The organism is Candidatus Competibacteraceae bacterium (assembly GCA_016713505.1).
Classification (GTDB): domain Bacteria; phylum Pseudomonadota; class Gammaproteobacteria; order Competibacterales; family Competibacteraceae; genus Competibacter_A.
Window position 1 is genome coordinate 2492770 of record JADJPA010000001.1, and the last position, 21134, is coordinate 2513903.

The 21134-nt window shown below is 60.5% G+C and carries 8 protein-coding genes and 2 pseudogenes; 5 read left to right on the plus strand and 5 right to left on the minus strand.

Annotated features, from left to right (window positions below; translation table 11 throughout):
* Positions 1 to 41 precede the first annotated feature (41 nt).
* Positions 42 to 3923 carry a phosphoribosylformylglycinamidine synthase gene (gene purL, locus IPK09_11400; GenBank protein MBK7984218.1) on the minus strand — a complete coding sequence of 1294 codons (3882 nt, stop codon included), beginning with the start codon at positions 3921 to 3923 and terminating at the stop codon, positions 42 to 44.
* Positions 3924 to 4125: 202 nt separating this feature from the next.
* Between purL and IPK09_11405 the strand changes: the two genes are divergently transcribed.
* Positions 4126 to 6387, plus strand: coding sequence for a response regulator (locus tag IPK09_11405; GenBank protein MBK7984219.1), 2262 nt, complete (start codon positions 4126 to 4128; stop codon positions 6385 to 6387).
* 47 nt (positions 6388 to 6434) lie between these two features.
* On the opposite strand, the gene ptsP is transcribed toward IPK09_11405, so the two are convergent.
* Together ptsP and IPK09_11415 are read right to left on the minus strand one after the other, a co-directional pair.
* On the minus strand, positions 6435 to 8699 hold the full coding sequence (ptsP, locus tag IPK09_11410) for a phosphoenolpyruvate--protein phosphotransferase (GenBank protein ID MBK7984220.1): 2265 nt from the start codon (positions 8697 to 8699) through the stop codon (positions 6435 to 6437).
* Positions 8700 to 8750: 51 nt separating this feature from the next.
* A complete protein-coding gene (locus IPK09_11415; protein MBK7984221.1) occupies positions 8751 to 9605 on the minus strand; it encodes an RNA pyrophosphohydrolase in 855 nt (284 codons plus the stop codon).
* Positions 9606 to 9810: 205 nt separating this feature from the next.
* On the opposite strand from IPK09_11415, the gene IPK09_11420 reads away from it, so the two are divergent.
* From IPK09_11420 to IPK09_11435, 4 genes and pseudogenes are all read left to right on the plus strand, one after another.
* On the plus strand, positions 9811 to 15015 hold the full coding sequence (locus IPK09_11420) for a tetratricopeptide repeat protein (GenBank protein ID MBK7984222.1): 5205 nt from the start codon (positions 9811 to 9813) through the stop codon (positions 15013 to 15015).
* Between the two features lie 1515 nt (positions 15016 to 16530).
* Positions 16531 to 17232, plus strand: a pseudogene (locus tag IPK09_11425) (PKD domain-containing protein).
* 228 nt (positions 17233 to 17460) lie between these two features.
* Positions 17461 to 17754, plus strand: a pseudogene (locus IPK09_11430) (PKD domain-containing protein).
* Entirely contained in the window at positions 17749 to 18444 is a 696-nt protein-coding gene (locus tag IPK09_11435) for a LamG domain-containing protein (GenBank protein ID MBK7984223.1), read from the plus strand. Before IPK09_11430 ends, IPK09_11435 begins: the two are co-directional and overlap by 6 nt.
* A gap of 129 nt (positions 18445 to 18573) precedes the next feature.
* Here IPK09_11435 and IPK09_11440 read toward each other — a convergent pair whose 3' ends face one another.
* Together IPK09_11440 and IPK09_11445 are read right to left on the minus strand one after the other, a co-directional pair.
* Positions 18574 to 20586, minus strand: coding sequence for a glycogen debranching enzyme family protein (locus IPK09_11440; GenBank protein MBK7984224.1), 2013 nt, complete (start codon positions 20584 to 20586; stop codon positions 18574 to 18576).
* Between the two features lie 74 nt (positions 20587 to 20660).
* Positions 20661 to 21026: a DUF192 domain-containing protein gene (locus tag IPK09_11445; GenBank protein ID MBK7984225.1), complete on the minus strand. Its 366-nt coding sequence runs from the start codon at positions 21024 to 21026 to the stop codon at positions 20661 to 20663.
* Positions 21027 to 21134: the final 108 nt, after the last annotated feature.

Sequence of the window (21134 nt, forward strand, 5' to 3'; positions counted from 1 at the left end):
AATTCAAAAAGGTTTGGTCGCAGCGCTCGGACGTGGCTCGATTATCCCAGCCACCGCCGCGCGTTACGAAACAACCGCAACCACGGCCCGTCCTCACCCCAGCCTTCAGGATGCCAGGAGTATTGCACCGTGCGGAACACCCGTTCCGGGTGTGGCATCAGAATGGTGAAACGGCCATCGCGGCTGGTCAGGCCGGTGATGCCGCCCGGTGAACCGTTCGGATTGGCCGGATAGCGTTCCGTCGGCTGGCCGAGGTTATCGACGAAACGCAAGGTCACCGCGCCCGCCGCCAGCGCCGCGTCCGCGCCATCCGCCGCGCGAAACTCGGCCCGTCCCTCGCCATGCGCCACCGCAATCGGCAAGCGCGCACCTTCCATCCCTTGCAGGAACAGTGAAGGCGACGGCAAGACCTCAACCAGGCTCAAGCGCGCCTCGAATTGCTCCACTCGATTGCGGACAAAATGCGGCCACAACTCCGTCCCGGCAATCAATTCGTGCAGGTTCGACAACATCTGACAGCCGTTGCAGACGCCCAGGCCGAAACTGTCGGAACGGGCGAAGAAGGCGGCGAACTGGTCGCGCGCGCGCGGGTTGAACAGGATGGATTTGGCCCAACCTTCGCCCGCGCCCAGCACATCGCCGTAAGAAAAGCCCCCGCACGCGGCGATGCCGTGAAAATCCGCCAATGACACCCGTCCGGCGATGAGGTCGCTCATGTGGACATCCACCGCCGCGAAGCCGGCTCGGTCGAAGGCCGCCGCCATCTCAATCTGGCCGTTGACGCCTTGCTCGCGCAGGATGGCGACCCGTGGCCGCGCCCCAGCGGCGACCGGCGGCGTCGCCAAGCCCTCGGCCGGTTCGAAAGTCAGGAGGACATTCAAACCGGGATCGGTCGGATCGCAGGCCGTCTCGAACGCCTCTTGGGCGCAGTCGGGATGATCGCGTAACGCCTGCATCCGGTAGCTGGTTTCCGACCACAGCCGCCGCAATTCCGCGCGGCTGGCGGCAAAGACGGTTGCACCGCCAAACCGCAGAATCAGCCGATCTTCCCCATTGGGTGCGCCGATGACGTGGCTGCACTCGCCCAACCCCGCGTCGGCCAGCCGCCTCATCACCGCATCCCGATCCGCTGACCGAACCTGAAGCACCGCACCCAGTTCTTCCGCGAACAGGGCGACCAACGGATTTTCGGCCAGATCGTCCAGCAGCACGGTGAGCCCACAACCGCCCGCGAATAGCATTTCCGCCAGCGTCGCCAACAAACCACCATCGGATCGGTCGTGATAGGCCAACAGCCGATCCATTGCGTTCAATTCCTGAACCACCGCGAAAAACACGGCTACATCTTGGGGTGAATCCACATCGGGAACCGCGCCGCCCCACTGGTTGTAAACTTGCGCCAAAGCCGAACCGCCCAGGCGATTTTTTCCGCGACCGAGATCGATCAGAATCAAGTCGGTATCACCGAGATCGGTACGCAATCGCGGGGTCAGCGTCCGGCGCACATCCAGCACCGGCGCGAAGGCCGAAACGATCAGCGACAAGGGCGCGACCACGCTTTTGCGTTCGTCGCGCTCCTCCCACACCGTTTTCATCGACAGCGAATCCTTGCCGACCGGAATGGCGATGCCCAATGCCGGACACAGCTCCATGCCCACCGCCCGCACGGTGTCGAACAGTCGCGCATCCTCGCCGGGATGGCCGGCCGCCGCCATCCAGTTGGCCGACAGCTTCACGTCCCCCATCTGACCGATGCGAGCGGCGACAATGTTGGTCAGCGCCTCGGCCACCGCCATCCGACCGGAAGCGGGCGCATCCAACACCGCGAGCGGCGTCCGTTCGCCCATCGCCATCGCCTCGCCGGTGTAAACGTCGAAGCTGGTGGCGGTCACGGCGACATCGCTGACCGGAACCTGCCACGGCCCGACCATCTGATCGCGGCAGACCAAACCTGTCACGGTGCGGTCGCCGATGGTGATGAGAAAACTCTTGTCCGCCACCGCCGGCAAGCGCAGCACCCGCGCCACAGCATCCGCAAGGTTGATGCCGCCAAAATCAAAGGACGGCGCGGTAACTGGTATATGGCGCACATCGCGCAGCATCTTCGGCGGCTTGCCAAACAAAACGTCCATCGGCAAATCCACCGGCTTGTTGGTGAATTGGCGATCCGTGACCACCAAGCCTGGCTGCTCGGTGGCGACGCCGATCACCGCATAAGGACAACGCTCGCGCTCGCACAAGGCTTTGAAGCGCTCCACGCCTTCGGCGGCAATCGCCACCACGTAGCGTTCCTGCGCCTCGTTACACCAAATCTGCATCGGCGACATACCGGGATCATCGTTCGGCACTTCGCGCAACTCGAAAGAACCGCCCCGTTCCGCGCCGTGGACGATTTCCGGCACGGCGTTGGACAAACCGCCCGCGCCGACATCGTGCACCGAAAGAATCGGATTGGCCTCGCCCAACGCCGTGCAACGGTCGATGACTTCTTGCGCGCGGCGCTGAATTTCCGGGTTGCCGCGCTGCACCGAGGCGAAATCCAGCTCTTCATGCGAACTGCCCGCCGCCATGCTGGAGGCCGCGCCACCGCCCAGACCGATCAGCATCGCCGGCCCGCCCAGTACGACAATCGCGGTTCCCTGCGGTAATTCAGCCTTGTGAACGTGCGGCTCGCGGATATTGCCCAGTCCGCCGGCCATCATGATCGGCTTGTGATAGCCGCGCCGCTGGCCGTCGGGGCCGTTTCCCTCGAAGGTGCGGAAATAACCGGCGAGATTGGGTCGGCCGAATTCGTTGTTGAACGCCGCCGCGCCGATGGGGCCTTCCAGCATGATGTCCAGCGCCGACACGATCCGGCCCGGTTTGCCGTACTCTTGCTCCCACGGTTGGACGAATCCGGGAATGCGCAGGTTGGAAACCGAAAAACCGCACAGCCCCGCTTTGGGCTTCGCCCCACGCCCGGTTGCGCCCTCGTCGCGAATTTCGCCGCCGGAACCGGTCGCCGCGCCGGGAAAGGGGGAAATGGCGGTCGGGTGATTGTGGGTTTCCACCTTCATCAGGATATGCGTGGCTTCCGGGTGATAGCGGTACTGGCCGTCGGTCGGATCGGGGAAAAACCGGCCAGCGGGAAAACCCGCCATCACTGCTGCGTTGTCGCTATAGGCCGAGAGGATGTTATCGGGATGGCGGCGGTGGGTGTTGCGGATCATCGCGAAGAGCGATTTCGCCTGCGCCGCGCCGTCGATGAGCCAATCGGCGTTAAAAATCTTATGACGGCAATGTTCGGAGTTGGCCTGGGCGAACATCATCAGTTCGACATCGGTGGGATTGCGCGCCAGCCGGATGAAACTGTCCTTCAGATAGTCGATTTCGTCATCTGACAGCGCCAGACCTAGTTCGCGGTTCGCGGCAGCTAACGCCTCGCGGCCGCCGCCGAGCACATCCACGGTCGCCAGCGGCGCGGGCGCGGCTTGGGCGAACGAGACGGTGGGATCTTCCGTCGGCCCCAACACCGCCTCGGTCATCCGGTCGTGCAACAGCGGTTTGAGCGCGGACAGCTCGCCATCGGTCAGCGGCCGCTCGAAACCCAGATGGTAGGCTACGCCGCGCTCGATCCGCCGAATCCGCCGCAACCCGCAATTGTGGGCGATGTCGGTCGCCTTGGACGACCAAGGTGAAATCGTACCGGGACGGGGAATAACGAGAAAGAGCGGCGCGCGGTCTCCACCCTGTTGCGTCGTGGCCGGGCCGTATTGGAGCAACCGCTCCAGCACCTCACGCTCGTGAACGGTCAAAACGCCGTCGATGAAGTGGACGAATTCGGCACGGACGTCGGTAACAGTCGGCACCCGCCGGCGCAGCGCGGCTAACAGCTTCTTCAAACGAAAAGGCGATAGGGCGGGGCTTCCACGAAAACGCAACATTACCAGAGACTCTTAACGGCCAGGGAAAAGCCGATGATAGCGCAGTCACCGGCAAGCTCGACGTTCCAGTATTAGTCAGAGGTTGACCCAACTGATTCATCCAGCCCGCCCGACAGCGAGTTCTTCAAGCATGACAAGCGCATATCCTCTAAATTTTGATACACTTTGCTCGCAAATCCGCCACTGACAGGAGTACTTTCTATTGACGCAAGCCGAACTGGTCGAACCGTCTGACGCCGCCACTCAAAAGCTCGTCGCGCTGGAACAATTGCGGCTCGTACATCGCAACACTCCGCTCAGTCAGTGGATGTCCTTTTTCATAGCCTTGCTGACGACGCTGGTCTTATGGCCGATCACCAACACCGCCCAGCTTCTGATCTGGCTCGGCGTCGTCGCGATTTCGGTCTTGCTGAGGCTCGCCTTAAGCCGACATTTTTTCAAACTGGATCGGGCGGGAGCAGATTTCTCCATCGTCCGCTGGGAGCGCTGGACCCGACTGAGCGTTTTCCTGTCCGGGCTTATCTGGGGCAACGCCGCCATTTGGTTCTATCCGACGAACAATCCCAGCTACGAGCTGTTTCTGTGCCTGATGCTGGTCGGCGTAAGTACGGCCGCGCTCCCCATGCAGGCCCCACTGGCGGGAGCGTTTGCCCTCTATGCCAGCCCCATCGTCTTACTCCTCAGCCTGATTTTCGTGCTCAAGGGCCAATCCATCTACTCGATCATCGCCATCGCCGCCCTGCTAGAACTTTACACCTGGATTTCCAGCGCCAACCGCTATCGGCTCAACCTCGCCGACAGCCAGCGCTTTCGCTTTGAGAACGAAGCGCTGGTCAAGAACCTGACGGCCTCGAAGGAAGCCGCCTTGGCGGCCAAACACGAAGCCGACTTGGCCAGCCGCGCCAAAAGTGAATTTTTGGCCAACATGAGCCATGAAATTCGCACGCCCATGAACGCCATTCTCGGATTGACGCATCTGGGCCTGGAGGCGTCCCCGGAAAAGCAGCACGAATATCTGAACAAGATTACGGATTCCGCCGGATTGCTATTAAACATCCTCAACGACATCCTCGATTTTTCCAAGATCGAGGCCGGCCAAATCTCTCTGGAACGCGTGGATTTCGACCTGCATCACATCATGGAACATTTGAATAGCATCATCGGCGCGCAGGCTCGGGAAAAACAGCTCGACTTCACGATCCGAATCGATCCGAAAGCGCCCCGCTATCTCCAGGGCGATCCGCTCCGACTGGAGCAGGTACTGATGAATTTGGCCAGCAACGCCGTCAAATTCACGGAACGCGGCGGCGTGACGGTGCGGGTCGCCTTTGCGGGAGAGACCGTCGAACACGTCGTGTTGCGTTATGCCGTTGAGGATACCGGCATCGGGCTGACTTCAGAGCAGCAACAGCGCTTGTTTCAGGCCTTTTCACAAGCGGATTCCTCAACCACCCGAAAGTATGGCGGCACCGGCTTGGGTCTGGCCATTTCCAAGCGGTTGGTCGAGTTGATGGGCGGTGAGATTTGCGTGGACAGCGAATACGGCCGGGGCAGCACCTTCCATTTTTCGGTGCCTTTCACGCGGCTGGAAGATCAGACCGGCGAGCAGCTCGCCCGAACCAGCGCGCGGTCCACCGTCGCCCAGGCCGATCTCGACCGCCTGCGCGGGGCGCGCGTCCTGGTCGCCGAGGACAACGCCATCAACCAGCAAATCATCCGGGAGCTGTTGGAGAAAGCGCACCTTGAAGTGACCTTGAGCGAGAACGGGCTGAAAGCCGTCGCTACGGCGTGCGAACGAGACTTCGACGCGATTCTGATGGACATTCAAATGCCGGTGATGGATGGACTCCAGGCGACGCGGAAACTCCGAAAAATCCCGCGTTTCAAGGATACGCCGATCATCGCCCTGACCGCCAACGTGTTTCAGACGGATATCGAACACTGTAGCGCCGCCGGCATGAACGACCATATCGGCAAACCCATCAAGGTCGATGAGCTGTTCGCCAAACTAGCGCGAGCGCTTTGCAACTCGGGCTTTCAGCCCGCCGACCGCGCGCCGCGCCCGCCCGACAAGCCGGCGCCCGCCCGCTCCACGCCGCCGGCGCCGCTCCCCGCATCCGCCGTGCTGGATCTTGCCACCGCGCTCGGTCGGCTCGGTAACAACGAGGCGTTGCTGAAAAAACTGCTCGCTTTGTTTCATCAGTCCGAAGCCGATACCCTGCAACGAATCCGACAAGCGTTGGCCGCGGGCGATAGGGCACTCGCGCACCGGCTGGCCCATACCTTGAAATCCACCGCTGGCACGGTGGGCGCGAACCGACTCCAAGCGGCGGCGCGCGCGATCGAACAAAGGCTTTTGAACTCGGCCGACCTCAGCGAGCAGTCATGGACGGAACTGGCCGACGCCCATGCCGAAGTGATGGCCGAGCTCGAAACACCCGATCCAACCAGGGAGCCGCCCTGAAAGTGGGCGACCGGCCCACCCGAGCGCCGCCCCCGCCGCCATCTCAGCTACTTGCGCACGCGCAGCAATCCGCTCAAACCGTGCTCGTCAAGAAAAGCGTTGGCGCGCTTGCGGATGGCGGCGGCGTTGTCGAAGGTCATGACTTCCGCCACCAACTCGCGGGCCGCGTCGTAGCCGATGCTGCGGATCATCCACTTGATCTTGAGGACGCTACCCAGATTCATGCTCAAGCTGTTGACGCCCATCGCCAGCAGCAACAAGGCCGACGCCGGATCGCCCGCCATTTCGCCGCAAATACCGATCGGTCGGCCGGCGGCCTGCCCGCGCTCCACGACATGGCGGATCGCCGCCAGCACGGCGGGGTGCAACGGGTCGTACAGCTTGGCGACCCGGTCGTTGTTGCGATCCACCGCCAACAGATACTGAGTCAGATCGTTGCTGCCGACCGAGGCGAAATCCACCATTTGGATCAAGGTATCGATCTGGTAAACCGCCGATGGCACCTCCACCATGATCCCGACGCGCGGATTTTTGATCGCCACGCCTCCCTCGCGCAACTCGGCCTGCGCGCAGTGCAACACTTCCAGAGCGTCGCGCAATTCGCCGACGCTGTTGATCATCGGAAACAGGATCGACAAATTGGAATAAACCGTCCCCGCCCGCAGCATCGCCCGCAGCTGCGACTTGAACAGATCGGGCTGATCCAAGCTGATGCGAATGCCTCGCCAACCCAGAAACGGGTTTTGTTCGACGATGGGGAAATACGGTAGCGGTTTGTCACCCCCCACATCCAAGGTGCGCATGACCACGGGGTACGGGTGCATCATACCCAAAACCCGGGTATAGATGGTCGTCTGCTCCTCCTCGTCCGGAAAGCGGTCGCGCAGGAAAAAGTGCAGCTCCGAGCGGTATAAGCCAACGCCCTCCACCCCGCTGTTGCGCGCGGCGGCGATGTCGGCGAACAGCCCGGAATTGGCATGGAGCTCCAGCCGGTGCCCGTCCACGGTTTCCGCCGACAGATCGCGCAAATATTGCAAATCCCGAGAAAGCTTGGCTTCCTCGGTGATCAGCTTCACGTATTCCTGGCGCAGCGCCGGACTGGGCTGGATGCAAACCCGCATCGTATAGCCGTCCACCACGACCTCGCGTCCATCGAGGCGGCCGGGCGGCAGATTGCTGACGCCGAACACCGCCGGCACGCCCAGGCCGCGCGACAGCAGGGCGACATGCGAAGTGCCGGTGCCGCGCACCGAGACCAAGCCCTTCAATTTCTCGGTCGGCACGTCCAGCAATTGGGAAACGCCGATCTCCTCTCCCATCAAGATCGTGTTGTCAGGATAGCTGCGCTCCGTCGCTTGATCGGTTTTCAAGCGATCCAGCAGCCGCTGTCCGAGATCCAAAATATCGGCGGAGCGCTCTTTCAAATAGGGATCGTCCATCTCCGCGAAGATGTCGGCGTACTCAAAGACGGTGGCCCGCAAGGCACCCGGCGCCCAATTGCCGGCTTGAATCCGATCCAGGGTGCCGTTGACCAAGCTGTCGCTGCTCAACAGCAGGGCATAAGCGTCGAACAGCGCCCGGTCGCCGGCCGACAGCAACAACCGCATCCGTTCGCTGACCCGCTGCAATTCGGCCAGCTCCGCCGCCACCGCTTGGCGGAAATTCGCCGCCTCGGCTTCGGTATTCTCGATGTCCTTATCGGGCACCCGGTCCAGCGCGGTGGCCGGAAACACCACCACCGCCTCACCGAGCGCCAAACCGCGCGCGCTGGCCGTTCCTTCCAAAAACAGCGTGCTCGACAAAGCATCGCCGTCGCACCGCTCCAACGCCTGGCGGATTTCCGCTTGGTTGATGCATCCGGCCAACTGCGCGGCCAAGGCCATCAGAAACGATTCTTCGTCGGAGGTGTACTTGCGCTGTTCGCGCTGTTGCGCCACCAACACCCCCAACACCCGGCGCCGGCGGATGATCGGCACGCCGATAAAGCCGTGAAACGGCGCCTCGCCGGTGGCGGCGATATAACGAAACGCGGGGTGGGCCGGGGCGTTTTCGATGTTGACAGGTTCGGCTCGGCTGGCCGCCAAGCCAGTGAGGCCCTGCTCGAATTTCAGGCGGACCTTGCCGATCGCGCTGGGGCGCAGGCCGTCGGTGGCCATCAATACATGCTCGCGGCGGGCGTGATCGCTGATGTAAACCGAGCACACGTCGGTATGGATGGCGGCTTTGACCTGGGTGACGGTCAAATTGAGCGCTTCACTCAGATCGCGGGTGGCGTTGATGTCCTGAACGATGCGCCGCAGGGTATCCAGCATGGAACCATCCTCATTAGGCGACAGGCAGTGAAGCGGAAACGACTGCCGGGATCAGCGGCGCGGGCCGAACACCGTCGAGCGCGATGATCGGCTATCGTCCAGGGTGGCAACAGACGCTGAATGCTCCAAGGGCGGCACCACGGGGATCGACCCCGAAACTTCCAACCGCCGGACCGAGATGACCATGCGGGTAATGACCGGGTGCTGGGAGGTCTCCATCCGCCGCAGCGGCAGGATGACCGGCTGCTTCGGCGTTGCCGCAGCCGGGGTCGATCCTGTCTTTCGGCCCGCGGCGGCACCGGCCGCGCTCGCCGCCATGGGAGCGGCCGGCAGGGGCGACGCAGCTTTTTCAAGTGGCCCAAGCCTCCCTGCTCCCGCCGCGCCACGGAGCGCGGTTGCCGACTTTGCGGCGGCCGCCATTCCCGGCTGGTAAAGGGCCACCAACAGCGGCGCCAGCTCGCGCAACGCCCGCCAGTAAACATGACGTTTGAACGACACCACCGCCCGCAGCGGATACCAATAATCCACCCATTCCCAATGATCGAACTCGGGTCGTTCGGACAAATCCAGCCGTACCGCGTCCTCCTTTCCCAGCATCCGCAACAAAAACCAGACCTGTTTCTGGCCGATGCAGGGCGGCCTGCCGCTCTGACGGATCAAATGCTTGGGCAACCGGTAGCGCAGCCAACCCTTGGTGCAGCCGATCACCTGCACGTGCTCCGGGCGCAGGCCGACCTCTTCGGCCAGTTCGCGAAACATGGCCTGCTCGGGCGACTCATCCCGCTGGATGCCACCCTGGGGAAACTGCCAGGACCGTTGCCCGATCCGTCTCGCCCAGAACAAGCGCCCTTGTTCGTTGCACAGGATGATGCCGACGTTAAGCCGATAACCCTCCGAGTCGATCACGATGAAACCAATGGGTTGAAATTAACGTTCTCATGGTATTTTTTCATAACAAACCACTTTTCGCCATGATACACGCATCGGCTTCACCCGCGGCGCCCAATCCAACCGGAGCCGATTATCATTAAGGGCTTAGCCTGGTCGGCTAACAGCGGCATTCGACCGGCCGCCGCCACCGCGCTGACAACCCGTCCTCAAGGAGTTCACGATGCGTCGCTTGCCTTGCCTGTTCGTTCTGTTGGCGCTGCTGTCCCCGAGCGCCGGCGCGCTTGAAGATATCGCCCTTGCCGTGCCGGCGGCTCAATACCTGCAAGCGATCGGCGAAAACCGCGACGCTGGCGGCCAGTCGAGCGCTGCGCTACTGCAACGGGCGGAGCAACAAGCGCGTCAGAAAAACTGGACCGCCGCCGTTGCCGATTATGAAACCGCCATCGCCGCCGGCGCCGACCCAACCGCGACTTGGTTGAGCCTGAGCCAGCTGTGGCAAGCGAGGGCAGAATCGAACAAGAATGATGAAGAAGCCCGCAAACGCCAGCAAGAACGAACCTTGCAATCCGCTTGGAACGCCTTGCAGGCCGCGCGTATCCCCTACGAACGCGCCCGCGCGCTGTTCCGGTTGGGCGAGTTGTACGATCGCGACAAAGAACCCAAGAAGGCCATCGCCGCATTTCGCGAAGCGCTGGAGCTGGAAGACAGCCCCCGCATCGCCAAGCGCTACCAAGAACTGGTCGACGCCAACGCTTTTCAGATCAAGGGCGTCGAGGTCGAATCCGACAGCGCGACGCCGAAAGTCTGTCTCAAGTTCTCCGACGAGCTCGCCAAGGGCCGGCAGTTGCATTACGAGGATTATCTGCTCATCCAACCGGCTATCCAGCCGGTGGTCAGCGCCCAGGGACAACAACTTTGCGTGGAGGGCGTCAGTCACGGTCAGAGTTACACCCTCAACGCACGGGCCGGCATCCCCTCGGCGACGGGCGAGAAAACGCGCGTCGCTCAGGATTTCAGCGTCCGGGTCGAAGACCGCAAGCCGACGCTGGGCTTTCGCGGCGCCAGCTACGTGCTGCCGAAAAGCGGTGGCCAGCAATTACCCTTGGTCAGCGTCAACCTCGACTCGGCGCGGCTGCGCGTGCTGCGCATCAACGACCGCAATCTGCTACAGCAAATTCAAAGCCGGCGCATCAGCCAGCTTTTGGACGGTAGCGATCTCCAGGATATCAGCCAGCAGTCCGGGGAGCTGGTCTGGGAGGGAACCCTGACGCTGGCCAACGGCGAGCGCAACCAGGAAACCACCACCGCCATTCCGGTCAGCGACATTCTGCGCGACCCGCAGCCGGGCATCTACATCGCCGCCGCCGCACCGACCAAGGAAGACCCGAACGGCGACCAGGAGCGGGCTACCCAATGGCTGGTCGTCTCCGACATCGGTCTGTCTACCCTGCGCGGCGGCGACGGCCTGCACGTTTTCGCGCGCTCGCTGGCCACCACCCAACCGCTGGCCAAACTGGAATTGCGCTTGTATGCCCGCAACAACAGTGAATTGGGCAAGGCATTTACCGACGAGAAGGGCTATGTCCGCTTCGATCCCGGCTTGTTGCGCGCCGACGGTGGCCGCGAACCGGCGGCGCTGATGGCGTTCGGCGACGGCGACTACAATTTTCTCGATTTGACCAAGCCGGCTTTCGACCTCAGCGACCGGGGCGTCGAGGGCCGCGCCGCGCCGGGCGCGGTCGATGCTTTCCTGTATACCGAGCGCGGCGTCTACCGGCCCGGCGAAACCGTGGAGCTGATGGCGCTGGTTCGCGATGGCCGAGGCTACGCCCAGCCGGACGCGCCGCTGCTGCTGAAAGTGTTCCGACCGGACGAAGTGGAAACCGCGCAACTACGGCCAGGCAATCCGGCGCTGGGTGGCTATCACGCTCGCATCCCTCTGGCTCTGAACGCACGTACCGGAAGCTGGACGGTGAAAGCCTACGCCGATCCCAAAGGCGAAGCGGTCGGCCAGATCAGCTTTCAGGTCGAAGATTTCGTACCGCAGCGGCTGAAGCTGGAATTGAGCGCGGCGGCTACCGTGCTCAAACCCGGCGAACCGACGGCGGTGGACATCAACGGCCGCTTTCTCTATGGCGCGCCGGCGGCCAATCTGAAGACCGAAGCCGAAATCGTGCTGGCTGAAGACCCTAACCCCTATCCCGCTTTTCCGGGCTATCGCTTCGGACTGGCGCAAGAGAGCTGGACCGTCCAGCGGTTTCCGGTGGCGCTGGCCGGCACCGACGCTCAAGGCAAGGCACAGGCGCAAATCAACCTGAAAGAGCGCCCCGACACCAGCCGTCCGCTACAGGCGCGGGTGCGGGTATCGTTGTTCGAGCCCGGCGGCCGGCCGGTGACTCGCAGCCTGAACCTGCCCTATCGCACCCAACCCTTCGCCATCGGCATCAAACCGCGCTTCGGCGATGACGGGGTCCAGACCGGCCAGGAAGCCGGCTTCGAAATCATCGCTCTCGATCCGCTGGGCCAGCCGCAAATCAGGAACGGCCTGCGCGCCGAGCTGGTGCGCGAGGACTACCAATACTACTGGTATCACCACGAAGGCCGCTGGAATTACAAAATGGTCGTGCGCGACAGCGCGCCGGTGGCCAGCCAGACCTTGAATCTGGTCGCCGGTCAGCCGGCGCTGGTGACGCAGCGCGGGCTGGATTGGGGCCATTACCGGCTGGACGTAACCGACCCCAGCACCGGCGTCGCCGCCAGCGTGCGCTTCACCGCCGGTTGGTTCGAGGGTCCGAGTCAGAGCGATACCCCCGACCAGATGAAAGTGACCTTGGACAAACCGCGCTATCAAGCGGGTGAAACCGCCAAAATCTTTCTCCGAGCGCCGTTCGCCGGCCAGGTACTGCTGAACGTGGTCGGCGACCGGCTGTGGTCGAGTAAAACCGTCAGTGCTCCGGCCGAAGGTACGACCGTCGAATTGCCGATTCCCGCCGAGTGGGGTCCGGGGGTCTACATCGCCGCCACCGCGTTTCGCGCGGCGGATCATGGTGCCCCGCGTGGGCCAGGACGGGCTATCGGCGTCGTCTGGGCGGGTTTGGATCCGGCGCCGCGCACGCTGAACATCGCCATCGACGCGCCAACCGAGTGGAAACCGCGCCAGACCGTCGAACTGCCGGTCGCGGTGGCCGGTCTGGACCCCGGCCAGCCGGCCTATATAACCGTCGCCGCCGTGGATGAGGGCATCTTGCAACTGACCGACTTCCTGACCCCAGACCCCATCAAGTATTTTCTGGGCAAGCGACGGTTGGGCCTGCAACTGCTGGACCTATACGGCAAATTGATTGAAACCGGCGGCCGGCCGGGCCAGCTCAAAGCCGGCGGCGATGCCGACAGCCGGCAACTGGATGCCTCCGGGGTGCGGACGGTGAAGACCCTGGCGCTGTTTTCCGGCCCGGTGGCGCTGGACGCCAACGGACAAGCCAGGATTCCGCTGGCCCTGTCCGACTTCAACGGCCAGCTGCGGCTGATGGTGGTGGCCTGGGATCGCAACCGGGTCGGACGGGCTGAAGCAACGCCGCTGGTGCGCGATCCGCTGGTCGCCCGCGTTTACCTGCCGCGCTTTCTAGCGCCTAAAGATGAAAGCCGCATCGCCGTCACCGTCCAAAATCTCAATGCGCCTCCGGGCGATTACACGGTCCGGCTCAGCGCCGGCGGCGCGGTGGCCGTCGATGAACCCGCCACGTTCACGTTCACAGTCGCGGAACCCCGTAACCAGAACGCCGAGACCCAGACTTTTGTGTTGCGGGGCGTACAACCCGGCGTAGGACAAGTGCGGCTGCATCTGAACGGACCCAATGGCTTTGAATTGGTCCGAGACTCCGAAATCGGCGTGCGTCCGGCGCAGACCATCACCATGGCCCGCACCGCCCGCCGGCTGAATCCCGGTGAATCGTTGCGGCTCGATTCCAGCTTGCTGCGCGACTATTTTCCCGGCACCGGTCAACTCAAACTCAGTTTCAGCAGCCGACCCAATTTCAATGTACCTGATTTGCTGGCGCAACTGGATCGCTATCCCTACGGTTGTCTGGAACAAACCGTCAGCCGCGCCCTGCCGCTTTTGTACTTCAATCAAGTCGCCGAGGTCTGGATCGGTCAAAACACCACCGAGGCGGGGCTACGGGCGCGCGTGCAGGAAGCGATCGAGCGCATCTTGACCCTGCAAGACGCCAACGGCGGTTTCGGCTTGTGGCATCCCAACAGCGCAATCGAGGACTGGCTGTCGGCTTACGCCATGGACCTCCTGGTCCGCGCCCGTCAGGAACGGTATCTGGTGCCGGAGTCCGCCTACCAGCATGGGCTGACGCGCTTGCAAGAGCGCCTGAATGCCGACGAGTTCGACGATGAGCAGCTCGGCTGGCGAGCCTATAACCTGTATGTGCTGGCCCGAGCCCAAAAAGCCGCCATCGGCGATCTGCGCTACCTGCATGATAATTATCTACAAAAACTGCCGAATGCGCTCGCGCAAGCGCAACTCGGCGCGGCGCTGGCCCGCTATGGCGAACTGGGGCGAGCCAAGGAAGCCTTTACCGCCGCCTTGAATCGAAACGCCAATCGGTCAACCTCGGTACGCGATTACGGCAGCCCCTTACGCGACCGGGCAGCGCTGCTGGCGCTGCTCGCCGAAGCCGGGCTATTGCCGGAACGAGTGCCGCCACTGGCCGAGGAGCTGGCCGCCGACGTCAACCAACGCACCTACACCAGCACCCAGGAACAAGCCTGGTTGTTGCTGGCGGCGCAAGCCTTGCTGAAACAGCGCGGGCAATTGCGGCTGGCGGTGGACGAACGGCCAGCGACCGCCGATCCCTCCTACCTCTCGCCCACCGCCGAACAGTTGGCCAAGGGTACGACCGTGGCCAATCAGGGGGACGATCCGATCTGGACCGTCACCAGCCTGAGCGGCGTACCGACCGCTCCACAACCACCCGCCTCGGAAGGCTTCACGCTCAGTCGCCGCTATTACACCCGCGGCGGGAAAGAAGTGGATTTAGGTCAGATCCGCCAAAACGATCTCTTGGTGGCGGTCATCACGGGTGAAGCGCGGGGCCGTGAAAAACAACAAGCGCTGGTGGTGGATTTGTTACCGGCGGGACTGGAAATCGAAAATGCCCGTCTGGACCACAATGCTTCAACCGTGGAAATCACCTGGCTGCCCGAGTTGACCGATACCCTCCACGCTGAATTTCGCGACGACCGTTTCGCGGCCGCGCTAGACATGGCGCAAGGCGGCAAGCGGAAATTCACTCTGGCCTACTTGATTCGCGCGGTGACACCTGGCACCTATCAACAACCGGCGATTTATGTGGAAGACATGTACAAACCTTGGCAGTTCGGACGCGGGGCGGCGGGGATCGTGCAAGTGCAATGAGTGGTAAAAGCCCTGCGATAGAGCGACTAGCCCACCTTTAGCAACAGCGCTCAGCTCCTTTCTGGCCACGGATGGCCCTTGCCTCAGGCTGCAAACTTTAGCCGTCACTGTAACAAATAATAATCATTTTTTGATCATTTAAAATAAAATCATCACTTTTAAATATCACATTAATGAAAAAAAATTTAAAATAATGACAAAAAGGAGTAAATCTAAAATTTTACAAGAAAGTCTCAACGACCACCGGAAGCGTCGCGGCAAGACCTCGAATGCGCTAACGCACCTTGCAGCCCATCGATTCCCTCGCAGGCTCAGGCTTTGCCTAGACCAGCAAAACACTCCATTGCATTACCCGATCCAGCAAATAGCCGATTGATTTAATCAGTTTTTCTTTATTTAATAATTTTATTAAAAATCAGTCTTTTATTAAAAAATGGCTATTTGGACTTTCAAGAAAATAACTCTAAATAAACTAGGAAATATTTATTAATACTACCTTTGAATATTTCAATAAACATAATTCTAGTGTTAATTTATTGCGGCTTAAATCCATTGCTTTTCAAGCGAGCATATCGCCCCGAATATGCATCATTAAATATACATAAGAAAAATTAATATACATAATTAGAATAAATGATTATAATAATAATATACAATATAATACATTAATTTCATTTAAATCTGGTTTTCTGCCAAATAAAAAGCCATTCAATTTAAAACACCGCTCGCTTAAAATCCGTTTTCTCCCCTCAATTAAAATACGAGTAAGTTTGATGTAAAAAGAAATAGCCACTTACCGGTAGTTGCGCTTTAATATACTCAAAGGGGTTTCAATATCGTTTTTAATATTGTAGGATGCTTTCCAGTCAAATAATTCTCCTCAATAATTCAAATGAGGTGAACTATAAAAACAGCGAATTTCCAACAAGTTAGCAATAGTCTTTAATTAATCAGATGTTCAATTTATAACGCTTTATGCGCTTTGTGAAAGAAGTATTTCTAAAATATTTCCATTAAAATTACCTTGCTTAATATTGTTAAGCTGATTTATAAAACATCAAATGACTGACGGAAGGATAGCGCCGCACGGCTATTCTAAATAACCCGCCATATCGGTCAGAATTAACGGTTACCCTTGCCGCATTGAGGTAGCCAATAAAAACCCAACTATCGAAAATATATTGAGGCCCACCACTACTTTTCTTAACGGCAACTACCTGACTTTCTGATAAAACGACCGTCTTGTACGTTGCGTTGCTCAACAAAAAAACAATGAATAAAAAAACGTCGCAACCCATACGCCCCCCCCAAAACCTTGACTGCCCAGCCCCAGCGCCGCACTTCCCTTCGATAGCCCAAGTCGTTAGCGACACTCGCTTGGGCAGAATCAGTCAATCCGCCAGTGCCGCATCACGCTCGAAATCATGGCGCTACTTTGAGGACTAGCGTTCTGAACGATTAAAGCTTTATCCCTCGCCTTCCCATCCATCAAAAAGCATACGGGAGACCGCTCCAATGCTCGCTTTCGCTAACGCTTATCCCTTACTCACCATCAATTCATTCGGGCCTCATACGTCGCACCCCTTGAGTCGCTCGCCCCAACCGATAAAAAGTATAACGACGAGCATGGCCGCAGCGTCCCCTTTCGATAATCGCGAAGCGAAATGCGAAAGACTCCTATCAAGGAAACCGGCGCTGGCCATTGCTTCTCCAGGCAGCGCGCTCTTCTTTGCTGGCTTGATGTTTTTCCTGTTTCTTGCCAGCTTACCCGTTCAAGCGGCCACGCTGACCCTGACTTGGAGCGCCAGCTCCGGCCCGGTGGCGGGCTATCGGGTGTCTTACGGCTCTCAAAGTCATAATTACCAATCCACCGCACCCGCCACCCCGAACTTGATTGGCACCACCAGCTACACAACCCCCGATTTGCCGGCCGGAACCTATTATTTCGCGGTCAAAGCCTTCGATAGCGCCGGCAACAGCAGCGACTATTCTAACGAGGTCAGCAAAACCATCACGGCGAGCGTGGCGGCTCCCACCGCCAATTTCAGCGCCAACAAAACGACGGGCGCCGCGCCTCTGGCGATCAATTTCACCGACAGCTCGACCGGCACTATCACCAGCCGCTCCTGGGATTTTGGCGACGGCACCACCAGCACCACGCAAAATCCAGCGAAGACTTATTCGAGTCCGGGTACTTATACCGTCAAGCTCACAGTCACCGGATCGGGAGGCAGCAATACCGCCACCAAAACCAATTACGTTTCGGTTTCCGTGCCTAGCGCGTCTACCCCCCCTAGCACGGCGGCGCCTGTCGCCAGCTTCAGCGCCAGCCCGACCAGCGCCACCACCGCAACCTCGATCAACTTCACTAATACCTCGACCGGCAACAGCACGAGTTGGTCCTGGAATTTTGGCGACGGCACCACCAGCACCGCCAAAAACGCCATCAAAACCTATACCAACCCCGGCACTTATACCGTCAAGCTCATCGCCACGGGGCCCGGCGGCAGCAATACCGCGACTAAAACCAACTACATTTCGATTTCAGCGGCTTCGCCGGCAGCCAGTTTCAGCGCAACCCCCACTTCGGGACCAGCGCCGCTGTCCACGACGTTCAAGAATACGTCGACCGGCACCATCACCAGTTACTCCTGGAACTTCGGTGACGGCACGACCAGCACCTCAGCCAATCCTACGCATACCTACTCCAAGACAGGCACTTACACAGTCAGCCTGACCGCTACTGGACCAGCCGGCAGCAACAGCAAGACGCAGACCAGCTATATCACGGTGGCTGGCGCCGGTACCAAAACGGGCGGCTTGGTCGCTGCTTACAATTTTGAAGAGGCCAGCGGCACCACCGCGCTCGACACTTCCGGGCAAGGGAACCAGGGCACCATCAGCGGTTCCACTCGGATCGCCGGCAAGTACGGGAAAGCGTTATCCTTTGACGGGGTTGACGATTTAGTCACGGTCAACGACTCGGCCAGCCTGGACCTGACGACCGGAATGACGCTGGAAGCATGGGTATATCCCAGCACTAACGAGGGCTGGAAGCCCGTGATTGTCAAAGAGATAGATTCTCTTTACTACCTTTATGCCAGCACGGCTTTTGGCAATGCGCCAGCCATGGGCGCCAAAATCGGTAGTTACCCATTGCTCTACGGCGATACCGCGTTGCCTGGCAACGGCTGGACTCATCTAGCCGCCACTTATGACGGTACCGCGGAGCGCCTTTACCTAAACGGCACATTGGTGGCTCAACGCTCGGTGAGCGGCACCATGGAAATCTCTGCCAATCCATTGAGAATCGGCGGGAGCAGCCATTGGGGAGAATATTTCAGTGGCCGCATCGATGATGTTCGCATCTACAACCGCGCCCTGACTCTGAGCGAGATTCAAACCGATATGAATACACCGGTGAAATAATCCCCGCGCCAAGCTGTGCTCTTAGGACTCCGGTGGCGTTTATCGGCCACCGGAGCCTACCGGAGCTTAAGCCACCACGCCGCGCGGCCACCGAGCGACACCGCCAACCCGCCGGACTCGATACCGCTCTCAACCAGCGCCTGATGGTCGATTCGACCGGCCTTTCAACCGCTCAAGCCGCCACCAAGCTTCGAGCACGCACGCGACCGACCAAGCTTGGGAAGGGGCGCCACGAGGAGAGTGAGGCGGCGCGCCATCGAAAATTTCGCTGATGGTGCCCAAACCCGCATCCAACAGGTGATCGCGGATCGGCTCCAGCCAGGCCTGCGCCTTAGCGGCATCGCCATGCACCCGATAAACCGCCAGCGCATAATGACCCAGCAGCCAACCCCAAACCGGACCCTGGTGATAGCTGCCGTCGCGTTCTAAAACGCCGCCGCTGTAGCAGCCTGTGAATTCAGCATGACGCGGCGTCAACGAACGCAAGCCGTAAGACGTGAATAACTCGCGACCGCAAACCCGCATCACAGCCTGTCGGGCGCTGGAATCGAGCGGGCTGTGCGACAGGCTGACCGCCAAAAGCTGGTTCGGACGAATCCGCGCATCATCGCCATCGGGACCGTCTAGCACATCGAACAATCCCTCCCCATCGGGGCGGATAAAGCGCTGGAAACCTTGCTGGGATTGCGCGGCCAGCCCTTCGTAAAAGGCCGACGACTGGCCGAGCCGGCGAGCGCAATCGGCCACGACGCGCAGCGCGTTATACCAGAGCGCATTGATCTCCACCGGCTTGCCGATGCGCGGCGTCACCACCCAATCATCGATTTTGGCATCCATCCAGGTCAGTTGCAGGCCCGGCTCGCCGGCACGCAACAACCCATCGCGGGGATCCATGCCGATGCCGTAACGGGTTCCGGCGACATGCCAAGCCACGATCTCCTGCAAGACTGGGAAGGCTTCAAGCAAGAGATCGGTTTCACTCCTGTCCTCCAGGAAAGCCCGCCATGCTTCGACGTACCATAACGCGGCGTCGACGGTATTGTAAGCCAGTGCCTCTCCCGCCGTGGGAAACACATTGGGCAACATGCCCCGATCGATGAAGCGGGCGAAGGTGAGCAGGATGCGACGGGCGACATCGTCACATCCGGTAGCCAGCGTCAGACCGGGCAACGCGATCATGGTGTCCCGACCCCAATCGCCGAACCAGGGATAACCGGCGATGACCGATTGGCCTTCCGGCAGCTCCGGCAGCGGCCGGGCAAAGACAAAACTGTCGGCAGCCAACACCAATTGCCGTATCCAGTCCGGCGCCCGGCGCAATTCGGGCCCGCGCTCCCGCGCGTGGTCCAACAAGTCCATTTCTCGCCGCTGGCAGCGGTGCAACGCCGCGTTCAAATCCAGCGAGTTACGCTCATCAAGGCTGGCGACGACTCCCGTCCACACCCCAAGCGCTAAAGGCAGCACCGCTTCGCCCACACAAAGATGGTGGTCGCGGTCCGCCAGACCCCGCTCCCGCTCCAGCGGCAGATCGAAATTTTCGAACCAAGTCACCTCACCCTCGATCACACCACCGACGACCCATAGTCGTAGCGCAGTCTCCGCGGTACGAATCACCCGCTCGGACGGGGTTGGCGCTTCGATCACCGGTTGAAAGGCTGCCATTTCGGTGGTGGCGTGATGGTCGCGACTGTTGACCAACAGCCGCACCCGCAAAAGTGGGCTGCGTCCGGCACCGTTCGAAAGCAAGCGATAAACCACATAGGTGGTATTCGCGCCTGGCTCCAGCCAAATCCGCTGCTCCAACACGAGATCGCCCACGGCAAAACGCCAGACCGGCATCCGGCCTTCCAGGCGGAAGGATTCGACATGCACGTAGCCCCGCGGATCGACGACCGTCTCGCTCCAGCGGTTGCTGCACAAGGCAACTTCCTGCGCCCCGTCCAGCAAAATGGCGTCAGCCTTGGCGAACAGCAACCGGCGATCCAACGGCGACCGCACCGGGGCGATGAGCAGACCGTGGTAACAACGGGTCAAAGTGCCGGCCACGGTGCCGGCCGCGTAGCCGCCCAAGCCGTTCGCCAGCCACCATTCGCGCCGCTCGGCCTGACTCAGCTCGCCGCAAACGGCCCGGCCGAACCGGATGAAACACGGCCGGCTGTCATCTTCGTGGGGTGGTGCGTCGTTCGTCACACGCCTTGATCCTTTTGAATCGCCACTCACGGAGATGGCGGTTTTTCGAATGTGAGCCGCTCGCCGATGCGGATGCCGCGCCGCGCCGCCTCACCGGCGTTGATCTCCAAAATGTAGCGCACGGTCGGCGTCTGGCTCGGATAAAGCGGACAGTTCGCTATCTTGCAGGGCGGCGCTTCCGCCACGATCTGAGACAAGCGCCCTTCGCTGTCAAAATACAGCAAATCCAACGGGATAAGGGTGTTTTTCATCCAGAATACCGCCGGTCCCGGCGGCTGGACGAACAACATGCCCCGGTCGTCAGGCAGCGCGGCGCGGTACATCAGACCGCGTTCGCGCTGTTCGGGAGTTTGGGCCAACTCCACCTGAAATTCCGCCGATCCGACCGTCAACCGAGTCAACTCCGCGGTTACGGCCACAATAGGCTGAACGCAAACCATCAAAACCGTTGCAACCAAACCAAAATGACGCATGTCGCTCACCCTTCAAAAATTCGCGAA